This window comes from Nitrospinota bacterium, assembly GCA_029881495.1.
Classification (GTDB): Bacteria; Nitrospinota_A; UBA7883; order JACRGQ01; family JACRGQ01; genus JAOUMJ01.
Map to the genome: position 1 here is coordinate 166234 of JAOUMJ010000002.1, position 17641 is coordinate 183874.

The following is a 17641-nucleotide window of genomic DNA, read 5'->3' on the forward strand; positions in this document are numbered from 1 at the left end:
ATGAATAGAATGGATATTTCAAGGAAATTGGTTATTGGATTTCTTTTTGCTGCTTCCCTTTTCGCCATGTCGGCTATGAAGGCAGAGGCGGCGGAAAAAGCGGTTGACAACTACAACCTCCATTGCGTGCAGTGCCACGGTTCTGCCGGAACGGGGAAGGGGATCAACGCTCCGTTTCTCGCAGTTCAGCCGAGAAACCACACAAGTGATAAGGATATGAGTTCCTTGACTGACAGCAACGTATTCAAGGCTATCAAGGAAGGCGGAATCGCAGTCGGTAAATCGACCCAGATGCCACCGTTCGGAGGCGTTTTGACCGATGCTGAGATCAATGATCTTGTAAAGCATCTGCGCGCCATGTGCAAATGCAAAGGACCAGCTTAATTTAACTGAACGGTTTTTATTTGCCGGATTAATCTGGTAAAATTCGAGCTAGTGTTTGGTTTGTGGCTCCGCCGGAAGGCGGAGCCTCTTTTTATAATCAACCAGTGCAAAATATCGGCATTGCCTGCTCCTATTGATGCATTTTCCAGGAGGAACGCATATGACAAACGAGATAACAAAAACCGTTAAAATCAAAGTTTCAACACTCTCCTACATTCTGGCAATATTAGTTCCCCTTGTTTTCAGTCTTTCAAACGCAAATGCCGCGAAATTATCGGATCACTTTGCGATGAATATTGATCCCTATTCGGAAAAGATGGTAGGCAAGGATGTGACAAAGAGCGTGACGGAGTTCTTTCACGCCGCAGAAAAGGCTATCGAATCGGAGGATATCGAATCCTTGATGGGGTTGTATTCAGACAACTACAAGAACGGCGAGCACGACAAGGCCTCCGTTAAAAAAATCTGGCAAAGGATTTTCGGTAGGTTCAACAGCATGGCGACTCTTCACAATATGCGCTTTATCACGACCTCTCCAGAAAGTGAAACCATGATTATCAGGTGTAGCGGGCTTCTCGTTGGCGTTCCGGAAGGTGAAAAAAACAGAATGACGATAGACAACTGGACTGACGCCGACCATATACTCGTGATGGAAAAAGGGAAATGGAAACTTATCGGTACAGCCGGCAAAAGCAATGAAAGACTATGGTTTGACAAGCCGATGCACCCGCTCTTTTAGCCCGAAACAGGTACCCCAATACAGTTTATGGAACTAAAAATATAATTTATTTGCACGGTATTGTTTCAATCTGCTCTAATTAGAAGACCGAATGGACTTCCTCATAAGAATCATGGTCAAAAAGAATTATTGCAAATGGAGAAAGCAACTTGACGAAACAAATATTTGACTTGAACAAAAAGGAACTATGGGAAAGCGTTAAACCAAAAAAAATGACCTTCCGCCACTACTTTGGCGGATTCGCACTTCTCCTCCTCATATCACAGCTGGTTACAGGGCTTTATATGATCTTCTATTACGAGCCATCGCTTCGTGAGACCTATAAAACGGTACAGTATTTCGACAATGTCGCCTTCCTCGGAGCCCTTACGAGGAACATTCATCGTTATGGAGCCTTTTTCCTGACATTGGCGGTAGCTATACACCTTTGGCGCGGGTACATGAGGCGCGACTATCAGGGGGGGAGGAAATGGAACTGGATAACAGGCGTTTTGCTGAGTCTTATAATAGTGGCGTTTCTCATTAGCGGAACGATATTGCCCTGGGAATGGAAGGGCTACTGGATGATGGAGATGTTCAATAACTGGCTCAAGACTATCCCTATCTTCGGCACGACTTTCTACGATTTTTTCATGCAGAGCTATACCCCGACGCGTAACTTTGTAATTCACGATATCGTTCTCCCGTTACTGACCTATATCCTCCTGCAGATCCACTGCCTTTCCAGACTACGAAAGAGAGGATACGGAGATTTCTTTTTACGACAAACGGTTGCGACGATCCCGCTGATTATAGCGATAATCGCGTACAGCGTTGCGTTTCCGGTTCCAACAGAGGATCCGGAAATGATCCCTTTTCCGATGGATGGACAGTACATACCTGCTCCTGAATGGTTTTTCGTCACTTTCCTTTTGCCGTACTGGTATTTCCCTCCGCGCGAATGGTCGCTCTATCTGTTTTGGGTCCCATTTATCATCCTTGTAGTATTCTTCCTTCTGCCGTATCTGAATAAAAGGAAGAAAAAGGATGAGCTGGAGAAAATTCCCGAAAAGAGAAGGATATGGATGGGGAAAGCCTACACTTGGGCCGGCATTATTGGGGGAGCGCTATTTGTATTTACGTTGCTTTGGGGGAGCGTCGATTCCCCCTGGATGGGGTGTAACAGCTGCCACAATGTTTCCATGGGGGACAGGATGGGAATACCCCCTGTAACCTATAAGGATGTGGAGCGAAACCCGCTTCTTCTTGATAACCGCTGGATGATGAGGCACTGGTATGAACCGCAAGTTGTTTGGTAATACTCATATGATAAAGAAAGCGCTACTTGTTATTGCCCTGCTGACTTTGAATTCCTGCTCCGAATCAATTCCCGGGAATCCTGAGAAGGTGGCGGAAAACTATGTGGAAGCCATCCGGGCAGATGATTTCGCGCAGATTTACGAATTAAACTTCCTTACGGTGCGGCAGAAAAGACTGTTGCTTAGGGAAGAGAGTGACGCCGGTCAGAAGCTCCTGGAAGAGAACTTCAAAAAACATAAAGGGGATTATGAATCGGTCGATGTGAAATTGACCGATAGAGGTATCTGGCATGAGAAATCATACTTCCCCAAGTCAGCCAAGGTCACTTTCGGAAAGGCAAGTTATCCAAAAGCGGCCGCGGATGACCCGGTAAATGCCGAATACGAAAAGGCTCAGAACGTTTATGTGAAAATAAAGAGTGTATACAGTTCCCCTGAAGAAGCTCCAGTTTATGATGATAAAAAGATAAAAGAAGTTTCTTTCGACTGTTTCCTGAAAAAAGTGCGGAAAGAAGGGAACGTTCGCATATATTCCCATGACGAGCAGTGGTTCGTTGCCGACATTGTCCCTGATGTTTCAACAGCAATATATTTCGAATAGATTTCCAGAAGCGATGTAACAGATGTGATACATCGCATAAAATCCCAGCCTCATTCCGTGCAAATATTACAAAACGATTAAACGAAATGTACGATATGGCAGGAAGAATATCTAAATACAACGGTTATCTCTTGTTTTACAACTAAATATCCAGTTCATGCAAAAAATGACAAAAAATGTCACTACGCAGATATCCTGATGTTAAAAACGATATTCATTGGCGAATAGTTACAATATCTGGAGAGTGGATGTAACATATGTGATACGGTAGCAGGTATCTAAGGATTACCCCTCTTTTTCTCCAGATTAGGCATGTAGGTTGCTTTGTATAAGCCTCAATGGGGAGTTTTTTCCAGATAGTTTTTATTAAATTTTTTTTATTTATTGGGAGGATAGTTAATGAGGAAAGTCACGAAACTTGTTTTCTTGATGTTTCTGGCTCTTTCCGTAGGTGCGCTTGTCGCAACCGATGCGGATGCCAGGGAGAAGAAATCAGCGGCTGATTTGGAAAAGGCCAAAAAAGAGGGTGATGCCTCTCAGGCTGAAGCCGACAAAGCCCGCGAATCATTCGGTCGCGAAGCAGACGAGTACAATATTGAGTCTTTCGAGACCAAGACCGACAAGAAGGGTTCCAGTGCGTCAACATACGGCGTTGCCGGGTTCGACTATCTTACAGGTGTAGGTAAAGTTGCATCTGACCCTGACAAAATCGGCGCAGATCTTCCAGCTGCTCTCGGCGGCGGAAAGCTCAAAGCAAAGCTAGACACACCTTTGAAAAAAATGATGTCAAAGCGCTTTAAGAACAAATGGACTGGCCAGCTTGGCGACACTGAATCTGGTCTTACAGAGAAATCAGGTGTTACCGAGGTTTGGTTCCGATCTGACAGCTCTTCCGAGCTTGGTGCAGGTTACAACGACTGGGTTAACCAGTGGAACGACATCACAAGGCCTAATACCAACGGTGTAACACTTGTTGCGGGTGCAGACCCGGATCAGGGCGCTCACTGGTTCTCGGTATACTGCGTCCATTGCCATGGCTGGACCGGTAAAGGTGACGGCCCAACGGCTGCTCCTCTTGATCCCCGCCCAAGGAACCTGACAAACGGTAAATACTCAAACTTCATTTCTAACGTAGATATGTTCCAGGTAATCAAAGGCGGCGGCGCTGCAAGGAACCTTTCGGAAGCTATGCCTCCTTGGGGTAACATCATGCAGGATCAGGATATTTGGAACACAGTTGCATTTATCAGGTCCCTTGCTGATAAACCTGCATTTGCTCCGGATCCAAGCGACGTAACAGCCGCTAACGCAAAGGACAGCGATGAGTTCAAGGAAATGAACGAAATGCTCGAACTTGCCGGCGCAATGGCTGGACGCGGTGGCGCAATGAAAGGTGGATACGACTCAATCGGTGGCGGACGCTTCTCTTCAAAGAAAGTCGGTATCGGCGGTGTTAAAACCTCCGGTCACGGCGGCGGTACTGCAAACACTGGTGACTGGGCTCTCGACAAGTAATTTAGCCCAATCTAAGCTTCAGATATGGCTCCCCCTCTTAAGAGGGGGGGCCTTTTTTTTGCTCAAATCACGGTTTTCCCCTGTTTGGTCAGATTTTTGCTTATTTTTAACACCTATCTTGCAATTGTGTATCAACTGTTAGACAATGGTGCACTCTCAATTAGGGTAGGGGTTCAAATACTTGGTAGATTTTAAAAAGGGTAGGATGTTGAGTAATGATTGAAGTAGAAAAGCTAACAAAAACCTACGGCGAGGCGCGGGGGATAAACGATGTCTCCTTTAATGTCGAAAAGGGTGAGATTGTCGGCTTTCTTGGACCAAACGGAGCCGGGAAGACAACGACAATGCGAATCCTTACATGTTTTATGCCTGCCACAAGCGGTACGGCCCGCATTGCGGGTTACGATGTTTTCGAGGACTCCCTGAGCGTAAGGCGGAAGATAGGGTATCTGCCGGAAACGGTTCCTCTCTACACGGACATGCAGGTGCCCGACTACCTCCGGTTTGTCGCCGGTTTGAAGGGGATTCCCTGGAAAAGCATAAGTATGCGCGTTGCTGAGGTAATGGAGCAGGTAGGATTAACCCATATGGCTCACAAATTCATCGGTGAGCTTTCCAAGGGGTATCGGCAGAGGGTAGGCCTGGCACAGGCGCTTCTGAACGACCCGGAAGTGCTGATACTCGATGAGCCGACCATTGGCCTTGATCCAAGGCAGATCATTGAAATCCGTTCACTGATAGGTGAACTGGGTAAACAGAGGACGATCATATTAAGCAGTCATATTCTCCCCGAGGTTAGCATGCTTTGCCAGAGGGTTATTATCATAGATGAAGGTCGCATCAAGGCGATGGATACGCCGGACAACCTGACATCACAGATGCACGCGGCAACAAGGGTGCAGACGAGGATTGCCGGTCCGCAAGAGAAAGTATTGGACGCCCTCAGGAAGCTGGGAGGCGTAAAGGTTGCCCAAATGTTAAGCGGAGGACCGGGAATAACCAACAACTATGTTGTCGAATTCAATAACGGCTTCGAGGGGGCCCATCTGATTGCAAAGCTGACAGCCGAGCAGAAGTGGGATCTCTACGAGCTTTCACCAATGAAAATGAGCCTTGAGGATATATTCATCCATATAGTCACTGAAGAAGGGGGGAAGCAGTGAGAAACTTCTTTTTCATACTCATGAAGGAGATCAGATCGTATTTCAATTCTCCGATAGCCTTTGTGGTGATCACCATTTTTTCGATACTCACAGGGTACTACTTCTACAACATTTTCGCGTCATTCAGCACATTGAGTTTTCAGGCGCAGACAGATCCGATGGTGGCAAATCAGTATGGGGCGCTGAACGTAACGGAATTTGTTATCCGGCCGTTCATCGGCACATTGAGCGGGGTCATGCTGATCATGTTGCCGATGCTTACCATGCGTGTTTTCTCGGAGGAGAAAAAGGCGGGAACGATTGAGCTACTCCTCACATTCCCGGTGAAGGATATTGAGGCGATAATGGGGAAATTCATGGGTTGCATGGGGATCTTCATGATAATGCTGGTTCTTTCATTCCCAAGCATTTTGCTGGTCGAGTTCTTTGGTGATCCGGAATGGGGTGTGATAATCACCGGGTATATCGGTCTTATACTGATGGGTTCGGCTTTCATTTCCCTTGGCGTTTTCATGTCTACTCTCACGGAAAACCAGATAATCGCCGCTGTGCTTACATTCTCGGCGCTGATGATCTTCTACGTGGTCAGTTATTCGACCAGCCTGGTTGGCGAGAGCTTGAGCAGAATACTTGAGTACCTGTCGTTCAATTACCACATTGCGAATTTCGCAAAAGGGGTAATCGATACTTCAGACGTCGTCTACTATATCCTGTTCACCTTTTTCTTCCTTTTCCTCAGCATGCGTTCGCTTGAATCGAAAAGGTGGAGGGCATAATCATGAAAATACCGGCAGTACTGATACTTGGTTTACTTGGAATCGTATTTATAGCCACCGGGTTTGGAATTTACGCGATAGGCGGAGCCATGAGCATTACAGCAGCCGGCCTTATCTGGGTCGGACTGATGCTTACGCTCTTTATCCTCTATGTCCGTTTCAATGAAGTAAAGAACATCCTTGGCAGCAAGAGCACTAAATACGGCGCGAACATGGTTGTGATGGTTGCGGTTTTCGCGGCGGTGACGGTTTTTGCCGCGGTGCTGGGCGAGACGCACAAGAAGAGGGTTGATCTTACAAAAACCGGAAGGTTCACTCTTTCCACACAAACCAAAAAGATACTTCAATCGCTGAGCACCCCTGTGAAGGCGGTTGCGTTTTACCGAAATGAATCGGGTTCTCAGCATGCGCAACAGAGGTTGAAGATGCGCGACATACTTGAGGAGTACGCAAGCATTTCAGACAATTTCACATTCACCTTTATCGACCCGGACAGAAACCCGGGGCTTGCATCAAAATACGGGGTGTCCGAATACCGGATAACGCTCCTTATGTCAGGCGATAAACAGATAAAGATAGGAAATGAGCAGGAGGAGAAGCTGACAAACGGACTCATCAAGCTTTTGAGAGAAAAGCGGAAGGTAGTCTATTTTGTAAAGGGCCACGGCGAAAAGGATATAAGCTCTCCCGGTAAGGAGGGGTACCGTGCCGCCGCGGAAGCGATTATCAATGACAATTATGAAGTGAAGGATATCATGCTTCTCAGGCAGGATGAGGTTCCGGATGACGCCTCTGTGGTCGTTATCGCAAGTCCTGACAGGGATATGGCGGAGCCTGAACTTGAAAAGCTGACGAGATATTACCAAAGAGGTGGCGCGATTCTCGCCGAGGTTGATCCCGGGCATCCGCCAGGATACAGGACATGGCTAGAGAGCTTTGGTTTCAAGCTCCAGACCGATGTAATTATCGACCAGCAGAGCCAGCTGTATGGCGCGAACCACCTTACACCTGTTGTTTATGCCTATCACATCAAACATCCACTCACCAAGGACTTCAAGCTCGCTTCGTATTTCCCGATAGCGAATTCGGTATATATAGAGGAAGACCCGAAGCTCGGAAGGTATCAATTGGCTCTTACAGGCCCGAACTCATGGACAGAGACGGACAAGAACCAGCTTGAATCGGGACAGGCGGAATATGACGAGGACAGGGAGAAGCGCGGTCCTATACCGGTGATGTCCGTAGCCACATTTGCCGCAAAGGGGGAAGTGGATGAGGAAGGCAACACTAGGGACAAGTACGGCAAAATTATAGCGATCGGCGATTCCGATTTCGCGAATAACACGAACATCAATCTTGCCGGAAATGGCGACCTCTTTTTGAATACCATTAGCTGGCTGGCGGAAGAAGCCGACCTGATAGCAGTCCGCGCAAAGAAATCCACCATGACGCCGGTTGTGCTGACGGCCGCGCAGGGGAGGGCGATTTTCTGGATACCGACGATTATGGTCCCTTCGATCGTATTGATGGCCGGATTGGGTATATATAGCCGCAGACGATGGTTCAGGCAATGAGCGTCGATAAAGATGGGCGGTGCGGCTAAATGAGATATTTCAAGAATACGTTTATCTGGATAATTATCCTTGTCGGTATTGCGGGTTATAGCTTCATCGATAAGGAGCGGTTAAGGATGGAGGAAGTGGCAAAAGACGAGGCTACCAGGCTCTTGCCATTCGAACCGATTGAGGTTTTGGCCGCTGAAATTCGTAAGGAGGGAGAAGTTTCGTTAGAATTGGAGAGATGGGAAGACGGCTGGAAGATAGTAAAGCCTATAGAAGCCAAGGCTGATAACGAAGCTGTAGAAAAGTTCCTCGACAACGTGCTCGAATCGAGGAACGACGCTGATTATGTGATGGACACGGATCCTTCTCCTGAAAGGCTGGCGGAATTCGGCTTGTCAAATCCGAAACTTTTTCTCACACTCAAGGTTGGCAAGGAATTAACTCCTCATACTGTGGTTTTTGGCGACAGGGCTCCATCGATGGGTGTCGCTTTTGCCCAGCTGGAAGGGGAAAAACCTGTTTACAGGGTGCTTGCAAACACCAGGGCCGAAGCCGACAAGGACGAGCACTACTTCCGGGACAAGTCGGTGTTGCGCATAAATCCGATAATGGTTGACCAGTTGGCAATCAATACGCCGAAAATGAATTTAAGAGTGAAACTTCCAGACGAAGGGAAATGGGTACTTGAGAAACCTTTAAAGGCTCGCGCCGACCAAAACAGCATTTTTGAGATCATGTCGGCATTTGCCAATACCGATGTGAAGGAATTTATCGAGGAAACAAAGGAAAACAAGGGGAAATACGGTCTGGATAATCCTTCGACAGAATTGATGTTCTGGATAAGCGGTGATTCCAATCCGACTGTCAGGATACAGGTAGGCAAAAGAAGTCCGGAGAAACGCGGATATTTTGTTTCCATGTCCGACAGGGAAAACATTTTCCTTCTTGAAGAAGAAGTCATTAACGCGATTCCCAGGAATCCAAATGAATTGAGAAGCAAAGAGCTGTTTTTCATCGAACAGGAAAACATAAAACGCATTGAGATCAAAAACGCAAAGAAGACTATCGTCCTCTTGAAGGATGTGGATAAAGAGTGGAAGAGAGATAAGCAGGGTGGCGAGATAGTAGATTTTAAAATGGTTAAGGAATTCCTGGATGACCTTGCTGAAGTAAAGATAGAGGATTTTCTGCAGGTAGATTCTAAAGGTCTGGCTGAATACGGATTGAACTCTCCCAGCATTCAGTTATTTCTCTGGGAAGAGGGTCGCACGGTTCCTTTCAGCCTCAGCGTTGGGAAAAAGACGCCGACAGGAAACCAGGTTTATGCTTCATCCGGCTTGAGCAGCGAGGTATTGGTATTAAATGATTACATTCAACAAGTTCTTAAAACTTACTTTTTTTAACGGGGGTTGTAATGGTCAAAATATATAAGGCCAAAATTTTACTGAGCGGGTTCCTGATGCTCGCCTTCGCTTTGGGTCAAGTTCCAGCTTTTGGGGAAGAGCAGTCGGTAGGGAACCTGTTCATCGAAGCCTACGACAGGGGCAACAAGGCGGAAATGAATAAAATCATACAGGATCGCGCAGATGAAGTGCCGCAGGAAGTGAAGGAGATGGTTGAGTACGCGATGTCTCCTGATGCCTCGCCACAGGAACAGGATTTTCTATTCAATATAGCGGGCACAATGGCGATGCTTTATGGGCAGGTAACCGGAGATAACAGGCTCCTTGAGGCTGTAAAAGGGAACTTTAAAACCTTGAAGGCAAGCAGGGAAGAGAACTCTATCCCTGCGGAAACTGTTGCAAAGATAAAGAAGGAACTTACCGATCTGGGCAAGGGGTCTTGGAAAATAGTCAACTTCTCCATGGATCAGGAGAGCGGCTTGGTAATTGATATCGATGTGATGGATAAAAATGACAAAGAAGGATTCTCTCCAAAGATTGATATCAAAACCAGCAACTTGGCTAGAGATATAGTTAAAAAGCATCTCCCGAACGTGAAAAAGGGGAAGATCGGATGGAGCAGTATTGGTGTCGGTTTGAAAATGGTATTTTTGGAATAGGCAAAAGCAAAGGTGAAAATGGCAAGGATTATGTGTTCGGTTGTTTTGTTGGTTGGTATTGCCTTGCCTGCAATCGCCGGGAATTTGAAAAACGGTGAAAATCTGTTTAAAAAGCATTGCAAAAGCTGTCACAGACTTACGGAAGGAGTTCTGATGGGTCCCAGTCTTAAAGGGGTGACCATGAGGCTCTCAGACGAATGGCTTGATAAATGGATTAAAGATCCAAAAGGGGTGTTCGATAGCGGCGATCCTTATGCGGTTGAGATCTTAGAAAAATTTAAGAAAATGATGCCGAAGAAATCTGCAATGTCAAAAAAGGAAAACAGGGAAGACGTAATCCTGTTTTTAAAGGAGAACGACAAAAAATAGCAGATGATTTGTCGATATTATTAATGGAGGAGGTAATGTTATGCGAAAAATACAAAAGCTGTCGATATTTATACTTGTTTTAGGTGTAATGTCTTTGGCGGCATGCACATCCGGCGGAGGCGGTTTTGAAGGTGATCTAGCTGATGCGTTGAAGAAAATGGATGAATCGTGGGAACTCTATGAGATCAGGGAAACTCAAAATGGCCCTGTCGTGATGATTGAAGTGAACGACAACGTCACATTTAAACAGGGCGAAGAAGCGAAAGCGGAAGTTACAAAACTGAATCCAGAGTTCAAGGGGATGCTGGAGTTTTACAACAGCGAAGTTGGAATGACAATCAGAAGAGTAGATATTTTCCCGGGATCTATTTAGCGTAATAGGGGTTCTTGTGAGCGGATACGGGGATAGTGGAGGCCAACTCTACCTCCTTGTATTTGCCAAGAATCTCAAGGCGGAGGTTTTCAATTGTTTGTAAATCGGAGCCTGGAAAACGTATTTGGTAATACTTTACGGATTTGTCATAGCCGACAACTTCGCCGTTTATTGAGGATAGGATGTTTTTCATGGTTTCATCATCCGTTTTTGAGCTGAACGTGATACTGATGACATCTTTCATTGTCATAAGGCCTGTGAATTCATCCATTACGAGACCATCTTCCGCAGGTGTAAAGAACTTGACTCCTGAGTTTTCAGTGTTGTTGGAACAGCCTGAGGCTGACAAAAAAATAGATATGAAAAGCGCGGCCGCCATATATGGAAAAGCCGTTAATGGGGTATTCAGCTTATTCAAATACGCTCTCATTAACGGCATGTCCTATATATATTCCTGTTGTCTACTTGGCGCAACGAAATCCGCTGTAGGGATGGATATCGTCAGGTATGCTTTTGAGAGTGGAAGTAGTAGTAACGCCGGAGGCGTCATCAAAATACGATCCACCCAGAAGAATGCGATATTTTTTCTGAGCGCTATCCCAGCTGTCAACCCATTCGGAAATATTGCCGCTCATATTAAAAACACCGTAAGGGCTTTTGCCTTTTGGATTGCTGTTGATAGGCGCGGAACCGCCAATACCGGCTTCCTGGGAGTTGACGTTTTCAGCTTCAAATGTGTCGCCCCATGGATAGGTTCTTCCATCTTCCCCTCTGGCGGCCTTTTCCCATTCAAGAGCGGTAGGGAGTCTTTTTCCGACAGCCTTGCAGTATTTTTCAGCATCTTCATAAGAAACATCGGCAACTGGATGGTTTTCCATCCCGGCAGGGATTTCCATGGTCTTATCAACCTTGCGATATTCAGAATAAGAGACTTCATATTTGTCTATTTGGAACTCTTTTACATTTTCACTCTTTTTATCCTGTCCGGATTTAAATTTTCCACCAGGAACTTTTATCATCTCTCCGCCGGCTGCGATAGCAGAACCAATCCCAAACATGAAAACCATTAGAAAGGATATGTATATGAATAATTTGGATTTCTTCTCACTTAACAATTTGAAACTCCTTAATAAAATGAAAGTGCAATCAACTTTTCCCCGTGGAATATATCAGAATAATAGGTCTATTGCCATAAAAGCACAATATTATTTTGTTTCAGTGCTCGTAGCGGCCTCTTTGATAACAGGGTGCTCTAAAAGCGGGGTGGAGCAGAAAGCGAAAGACGGCGAGAGCCAGACTGAAGCCGCTCAAACAGCTCAAACCGATAATATGGAGGACATCACAAAGGGGCCGATGACTGCTCCTGTTATTGACAAAAACTTTAAGTTGGCAAAAATGTCCAATGATGGGGATATGGCGGCTCCTGTTGCCGGATTTGGACAAAAATCCGAACAGGAGATAATGCAGGAAAAACCGAGAAAACCGTCAATCGCTGTAATAGGACCGCTGAACGGTGAACTTGATATTTACGGAATTGAGACCTCAAACGGAGCTGAAATGGCTTCGGATGCCGTTGATGCCATGGGGGGCATTAACGGACAGGAATTTGAACTATTGGTGATAGACACCAAAGGGGAGATAATCCAGGCCAGAATGGCGTTTGAAGCCGCCGTATCACGGGAAGTTCTCGCCATTGTAGGGGCGGCGACCTCGGAAGTGAGTTTTTCTTCCACAAAACTGATAAATGATAACCAGGTAATAATGGTTTCAGCAGGCTCCCGCCGACGATTAGGCGACAGCGGACCATATAACTTCAGGATCACCTTGAATGAAAAGTCGGCCGTAAGATCGCTGATCGATTACATCAAGACCAGCAAGAAATGGAAGAAGGTCGCGATTTTCAGCACTGTCGCAAACGATTACTCCATTCAGCTTTCCGCGGCATTCAAAATTGAAGCCTTGGAACAGGAGATGGATATAACCCACGAAATACATCTCTGGCCCACAACAATGACGCATCTCGCGGAAGGTGACAGCTCCATTCCCGACCAGATAGCAAAACTGAAATCGAATATGCCGGACGCCCTGTTCTTTTCGGGGGAAGGCGCTGAGGCAAATGAGATAGTAAAAGAGATGAGAAAACAGGGGGTAAAGATCCCGCTAATTGGTTCGGAAGACCTTATGGTTCCCGAGTATCTTGCCCTTGGCGAGGAGATAAACGGAACAGTGACCTATGGCGGGTTCAATCCGCACTCGGAAAAGTACAATGTTAAGAAATTTGTAAAGGAATACACCGACAGGTTTGGTCATGAACCGACCAGGATGGCGGCATTGAGCTTTGACGCCTATAACCTTCTATATGAGGCTATCAAGAAATCCCCCTCACTGCGTCCAAGCCATGTTCGCAATGCTCTCGTTGCCATTAAAAATTATAACGGCGTCACGGGAAGGATCACTTTCGATGAAACCGGAGAAGCCATAAAGGAGCCGTTTATTTTTGAAGTGCAAAAGAAAAATAAAGGTTTTGAATTTGTTGGAGTAAGGGAGCCGAGTTGAAATGTCCAGAACACTCTTTAGGATTGTTGTATTCAATTTATTTTTGTTGTCCTGTCTTTTAGGGAAGATCGACCATGCGTCGGCAGGGAGTAATCCCAAGGATATGGTACTTGTGCCGGAGGGTGAGTTTGTAAAGGGGAGCACCGATGATGAGGTCAGTAAACTGAAAAAAATGTATGGCGAAAGGGAAATTTACAAACTATACCCCTTCGACAAAGAGGTGCCGGCAAAAAAGGTATACCTGAAATCGTTCTATATTGACAGGCATGAAGTTACAAACAGGGAATATGAAAAGTTCGTAAAGGAAACGAACTATCCCCCACCCTTGAACTGGGAAGAGGGAACATTTGCATCCGGTAAAGGGGATTTTCCCGTTCTATACGTTTCGCGGACAGACGCCATGAAATATGCAAAATGGGCAGGGAAGAGACTCCCTACTGAAGATGAATGGGAAAAAGCATCGCGGGGCACCGATGGACGCGTCTACCCATGGGGCAATACTTTTGATCCGTACAAATCCGTGACTGCCGAATCAGATTTGAAATTTCTCCTTGGAGCGCTTTGTGAATTTGGGACCGCAAACAAGATCGAACTTGCGCCTGGGGATGTCAGTCCGTTCGGAGTTCATGATATGGCCGGAAACGTGAGGGAATGGACCGCCACATTGGAGATGGCTGATTCCGAAAAGGCCGTTGTAAAAGGGGGTTCCTGGCTGGATTTGTCGGTTAACGCGAGAGCCGCTCACAGGGAAATAATTCCCGGCGACTCGGTCAGTCATATTATAGGGTTCAGGTGCGCGAAGGATGTTGAATAGTTGTCTTGTTCATTAATGAAGAAAGGCTAGCAGGAGCGGATGTTTAATCGCATTTGGAAGAAATTCGCTTTCGTGCTTCTGGTGGTTTCGATACTTCCAATCGGGTATTTCGGCTACCAGAATCTCAAGGATGCCCGCTCGTCCGTAATCGAGGATACCCTTAAGACCATTTTCCTCAACTGCGTTACCAGGGGAAAGGATATTGAAAGGTCGTTCTTAAACGCATATTCGGATATCAACTACCTGCGATCCAATCTGGTCATGCAGTTCTATACCGACAACGAAAAAAAAGGGGAGGGGGTAAAGGATTACTGGAAAGTCTTCCTGGAGCAGGAATTCATGATATTCCTTTCATTAAAACCTGGTTATTCCCGCATCGGTTTTCTCGATGAATACGGGATGGAGGTTGTTGTCGTTTTTAGAAGCGGGAAAAACATGATTGCTTTAAGCGAAGACAAAAAGAGGAACAGGCTCACCTCGGCTTACTATGAACAGGCCGCAATACAGGATAAGTTCGGAATCGCGGCTATACCGATGAGAAGTTCGGTGGATCCCGGTCTTGACCTGAAATCCATTACACTCATACGTTACGCAACCAAGGTGTTCGACAGGGAGGGAAGGCCACAGGGGGTCATTTTCCTCGATCTCGACGGTAGCGAAATATCAAATTCCCTCAGCAACACGACATTCAAGAAAAGGCGGCCGGCGGCTATGATAACGAGCGCCGGAAATTTCATATATAACCCTTTTGCCGAAGAAGAGGAAAATATATCCCGCGTACAGTACGACTACAACATAAACACAAAGTTTCCAAGCGACGTTGTTGCCCAGATACTCTCAGGAAGGCCGGGAATCATTGCGGATAATCCCGATTATCTCTTCGCTTTCAGCCCGGTCTTTCCAAAGGCCAATGACCACAAATATTTTTACGTCATCTTCGACCGGTATGCGCATGACCGGTTCAATCCTATGCTCGATACGATAAAAAGGAAATATATTCTCGCTTCCATATTGGTCATGATTTTCTGCATAGGAGCCGCTCTCTTAGTCGCGCAGGCGCTTACGCGAAACATCGAAAAATTGCAGGAAGGGACGAAAAACCTCAAAGATAACCGGTTCAACTTCAGACTCGATATAAGATCTGGCGATGAGATCGAGGCTCTGGCAAAAGCCTATAATCTGATGGCTGACGCTCTGCAGGATTACAGTGAGTCGCTGGAAAGCAAGGTGGAAGAGCGCTCCCGCCACATACAGAAAGTGGAAAGCAGGCTTATGCAGGCGGAGAAGCTGGCGGCTGTCGGGTTCCTTGCCGCCGGCGTGGCCCACGAGATAAACAATCCGATATCAATAATCATCACAAGGCTAGAATTGATGATGAAAGCCTTCGATAAGGGGAAATTGGACGGTATACGGGATGATCTCAATGTCCTGCATAATCACGCTATAAGGATCGGGCGTATTACGAGCGACCTCCTGACATTCTCAAGAATGAAGTCAAACGTCTGCGAATCGGTTGACCTGAATGCCGTAATAACGCGCGTGGTAAATCTTGTGGAGATGCCGCTAAATAAAAAGAAAATTTCCCTGAAGCTGGAGCTCGAAGAAAAACTTCCTGAAGTATGGGCGAACACCCAGGGTATAGACCAGGTCGTATACAACATTGTTTATAACGCGTTCCAGGCAACGGATGTAGGCGGGAACATCTGGATATCTACCGCACGGCACGACGATGACAACATAGAAATAAAAATAAGGGACAACGGGAAGGGGATATCAAAGGATTCCATCGAGCGGGTTTTCGAGCCGTTTTACACGACAAAGGAGGTAGGGCAGGGCACCGGTCTGGGCCTATCCATCAGTTACGGACTGATCCAGGATTTTGGCGGTTCGATCAGCGTTGAGAGTGAAATTGGTGTTGGTACTCTTTTTACGATTATTCTTGCGGCGGCTTCTTCAAAAAGTGGAAAAACCAGGAAAGAGATGATAACCGGGTAGGGGCCAATGGAAAACAACATAAAAAAACTGGTGCTGCTGATCGACGATGAGGCCGATCTGCTGGAAAACTGCGCAAGAATCCTGGATGAGGAGAATTATTCATGCATCACGACAACGGACAGCACAAAGGCTCTTGAGCTTGCGAGGCTTCATAATCCGCAGGTTGTTATTACCGATTTCCTCATGCCCGAAAAAAACGGGATGGAGGTATTAAGGGATATTCATGCGGTGTTCCCGCAAATACCGATAATAATGTTCTCCGCCTTTGCCACGATAGACGGCGTCGTGGAGGCTGTGAAGTCAGGAGCATTCGACTATCTAACGAAACCGTTTACATCAGATCAGCTGATAATCACGGTCGAGAGGGCTTTTGCGCAATATCGGCTGAAGGAAGAGAATAAGAACCTCAAGGAAAAACTTCAGGCTGATTTTTTTAATCATTTCTTTGTGGGAAAACATCCCAGATTCCTGAAAACCGTTGAGATGATAAGAAAAGTAGCCCAGTCGAAATCAAACGCGCTCATTTACGGGGAGACGGGGACCGGCAAAGAGCTTGCCGCACGGGCGATCCATATGCTTAGTGACAGGGCGAACGGTCCGTTTCATGTTGTCGATTGCACTACCGTGACAAAAGAAATGATCGAACCCCCTACTTCAACAAGCGCCGGCAATAGCGACAACGCCGTAGAAAATATTTTCGACGCATCCGAAGGGGGGACGCTCTACCTGGAGCATGTGGACGAGCTAGACCCGACAAAACAGGCAAAACTTGTCCGGGTATTGCAGGACAGGAAGGTGCCATACGATATGGGCTGGAAAGCTATCAAAATGAATGTCCGGCTCATCGCTTCCACGACTACGGATCTTTACACAGCTGTTACAAACAATATGTTCCGCGAAAATCTTTACTATTTCCTAAATGTAGTTAAGATAGATATCCCGCCGCTCAGGGAGCGCCTGGAGGATATCGGGATTCTGTGCGACCATTTCTTCAAGGATCTGGCCGACGGGAACGGCATGGAAGTTCCTTCCCTGCATCCGGATGCACTGGTGAAGATGATGGAGTACCGCTGGCCGGGCAACGTACGGCAGTTGAGGAACGTTCTGGAAGGGGCTGTCTCATTGGCGGAGGGGAGGGTAATTTTGGTGAAAAGTCTCCCGAAGGAGATAAGGTCCTCCGTAAGCCATAACGATCTCCCTCTTAAGGAAGCGAGGACAAAATGGCTGGAGCAGTTTGAGAGGTATTACCTTGAGAACCTCCTCCTTGCGACAAGGGGGAACATGTCCAAGGCTTCGGAGAAAGCGGGTATAGCAAGGATGTCCCTTTACAGGATGGTTAAAAGAACCGGTTTGCATGAGCTTGTTATGCATGAGCGATCGGCAGAAAAACAGAACACAAACGAAGAAAAAAACAGATCGGAGGAGTAGGACAAA

At 46.5% G+C, this 17641-nt stretch carries 18 protein-coding genes; 16 read left to right on the forward strand and 2 right to left on the reverse strand.

Features of this window, described 5'->3' with window-relative positions; all coding sequences use genetic code 11:
* The 12 genes from OEY64_01725 to OEY64_01780 all read left to right on the forward strand — a co-directional run bounded on the left by OEY64_01725 (position 1) and on the right by OEY64_01780 (position 10842).
* Positions 1 to 384, forward strand: a complete 384-nt coding sequence (locus tag OEY64_01725; GenBank protein ID MDH5541662.1) for a cytochrome c — start codon at positions 1 to 3, stop codon at positions 382 to 384.
* A gap of 160 nt (positions 385 to 544) precedes the next feature.
* A complete protein-coding gene (locus OEY64_01730; protein ID MDH5541663.1) occupies positions 545 to 1123 on the forward strand; it encodes a hypothetical protein in 579 nt (192 codons plus the stop codon).
* A 149-nt stretch (positions 1124 to 1272) separates the two neighbouring features.
* Complete coding sequence (locus OEY64_01735) at positions 1273 to 2421, forward strand: cytochrome b N-terminal domain-containing protein (protein MDH5541664.1); 1149 nt, start codon at positions 1273 to 1275, stop codon at positions 2419 to 2421.
* Between the two features lie 7 nt (positions 2422 to 2428).
* Positions 2429 to 3022 carry a hypothetical protein gene (locus tag OEY64_01740; GenBank protein ID MDH5541665.1) on the forward strand — a complete coding sequence of 198 codons (594 nt, stop codon included), beginning with the start codon at positions 2429 to 2431 and terminating at the stop codon, positions 3020 to 3022.
* A 399-nt stretch (positions 3023 to 3421) separates the two neighbouring features.
* The gene (locus tag OEY64_01745) at positions 3422 to 4537 is read left to right on the forward strand and encodes a c-type cytochrome (GenBank protein ID MDH5541666.1); all 1116 of its coding nucleotides are present in this window, start codon (positions 3422 to 3424) and stop codon (positions 4535 to 4537) included.
* A 215-nt stretch (positions 4538 to 4752) separates the two neighbouring features.
* The gene (locus OEY64_01750) at positions 4753 to 5700 is read left to right on the forward strand and encodes an ABC transporter ATP-binding protein (protein MDH5541667.1); all 948 of its coding nucleotides are present in this window, start codon (positions 4753 to 4755) and stop codon (positions 5698 to 5700) included.
* Complete coding sequence (locus OEY64_01755) at positions 5697 to 6476, forward strand: ABC transporter permease (protein ID MDH5541668.1); 780 nt, start codon at positions 5697 to 5699, stop codon at positions 6474 to 6476. Before OEY64_01750 ends, OEY64_01755 begins: the two co-directional genes overlap by 4 nt.
* 2 nt (positions 6477 to 6478) lie before the next feature.
* Positions 6479 to 8050 carry a GldG family protein gene (locus OEY64_01760; GenBank protein ID MDH5541669.1) on the forward strand — a complete coding sequence of 524 codons (1572 nt, stop codon included), beginning with the start codon at positions 6479 to 6481 and terminating at the stop codon, positions 8048 to 8050.
* A 29-nt stretch (positions 8051 to 8079) separates the two neighbouring features.
* The gene (locus OEY64_01765) at positions 8080 to 9441 is read left to right on the forward strand and encodes a DUF4340 domain-containing protein (GenBank protein MDH5541670.1); all 1362 of its coding nucleotides are present in this window, start codon (positions 8080 to 8082) and stop codon (positions 9439 to 9441) included.
* A gap of 11 nt (positions 9442 to 9452) precedes the next feature.
* On the forward strand, positions 9453 to 10100 hold the full coding sequence (locus tag OEY64_01770; protein ID MDH5541671.1) for a hypothetical protein: 648 nt from the start codon (positions 9453 to 9455) through the stop codon (positions 10098 to 10100).
* 30 nt (positions 10101 to 10130) lie between these two features.
* Positions 10131 to 10469 (forward strand): cytochrome c, encoded by a 339-nt coding sequence (locus tag OEY64_01775; protein ID MDH5541672.1) that lies wholly within the window; start codon positions 10131 to 10133, stop codon positions 10467 to 10469.
* Between the two features lie 40 nt (positions 10470 to 10509).
* The gene (locus OEY64_01780; protein ID MDH5541673.1) at positions 10510 to 10842 is read left to right on the forward strand and encodes a hypothetical protein; all 333 of its coding nucleotides are present in this window, start codon (positions 10510 to 10512) and stop codon (positions 10840 to 10842) included.
* Here the strand turns inward: OEY64_01780 and OEY64_01785 are convergent.
* Together OEY64_01785 and OEY64_01790 are read right to left on the reverse strand one after the other, a co-directional pair.
* Positions 10835 to 11113, reverse strand: a complete 279-nt coding sequence (locus tag OEY64_01785; protein ID MDH5541674.1) for a hypothetical protein — start codon at positions 11111 to 11113, stop codon at positions 10835 to 10837. The two genes, OEY64_01780 and OEY64_01785, sit on opposite strands and share 8 nt — an antisense overlap.
* Positions 11114 to 11303: 190 nt before the next feature.
* The gene (locus tag OEY64_01790) at positions 11304 to 11861 is read right to left on the reverse strand and encodes a formylglycine-generating enzyme family protein (protein MDH5541675.1); all 558 of its coding nucleotides are present in this window, start codon (positions 11859 to 11861) and stop codon (positions 11304 to 11306) included.
* 217 nt (positions 11862 to 12078) lie between these two features.
* On the opposite strand from OEY64_01790, the gene OEY64_01795 reads away from it, so the two are divergent.
* From OEY64_01795 to OEY64_01810, 4 genes are read left to right on the forward strand one after another with little or no spacing between them, the layout of a single operon-like run.
* Positions 12079 to 13398, forward strand: coding sequence for an ABC transporter substrate-binding protein (locus tag OEY64_01795; protein ID MDH5541676.1), 1320 nt, complete (start codon positions 12079 to 12081; stop codon positions 13396 to 13398).
* A gap of 46 nt (positions 13399 to 13444) precedes the next feature.
* Positions 13445 to 14212: a formylglycine-generating enzyme family protein gene (locus OEY64_01800; GenBank protein MDH5541677.1), complete on the forward strand. Its 768-nt coding sequence runs from the start codon at positions 13445 to 13447 to the stop codon at positions 14210 to 14212.
* A 39-nt stretch (positions 14213 to 14251) separates the two neighbouring features.
* On the forward strand, positions 14252 to 16207 hold the full coding sequence (locus tag OEY64_01805) for an ATP-binding protein (protein ID MDH5541678.1): 1956 nt from the start codon (positions 14252 to 14254) through the stop codon (positions 16205 to 16207).
* Between the two features lie 6 nt (positions 16208 to 16213).
* Entirely contained in the window at positions 16214 to 17635 is a 1422-nt protein-coding gene (locus tag OEY64_01810) for a sigma-54 dependent transcriptional regulator (GenBank protein ID MDH5541679.1), read from the forward strand.
* Positions 17636 to 17641: the final 6 nt, after the last annotated feature.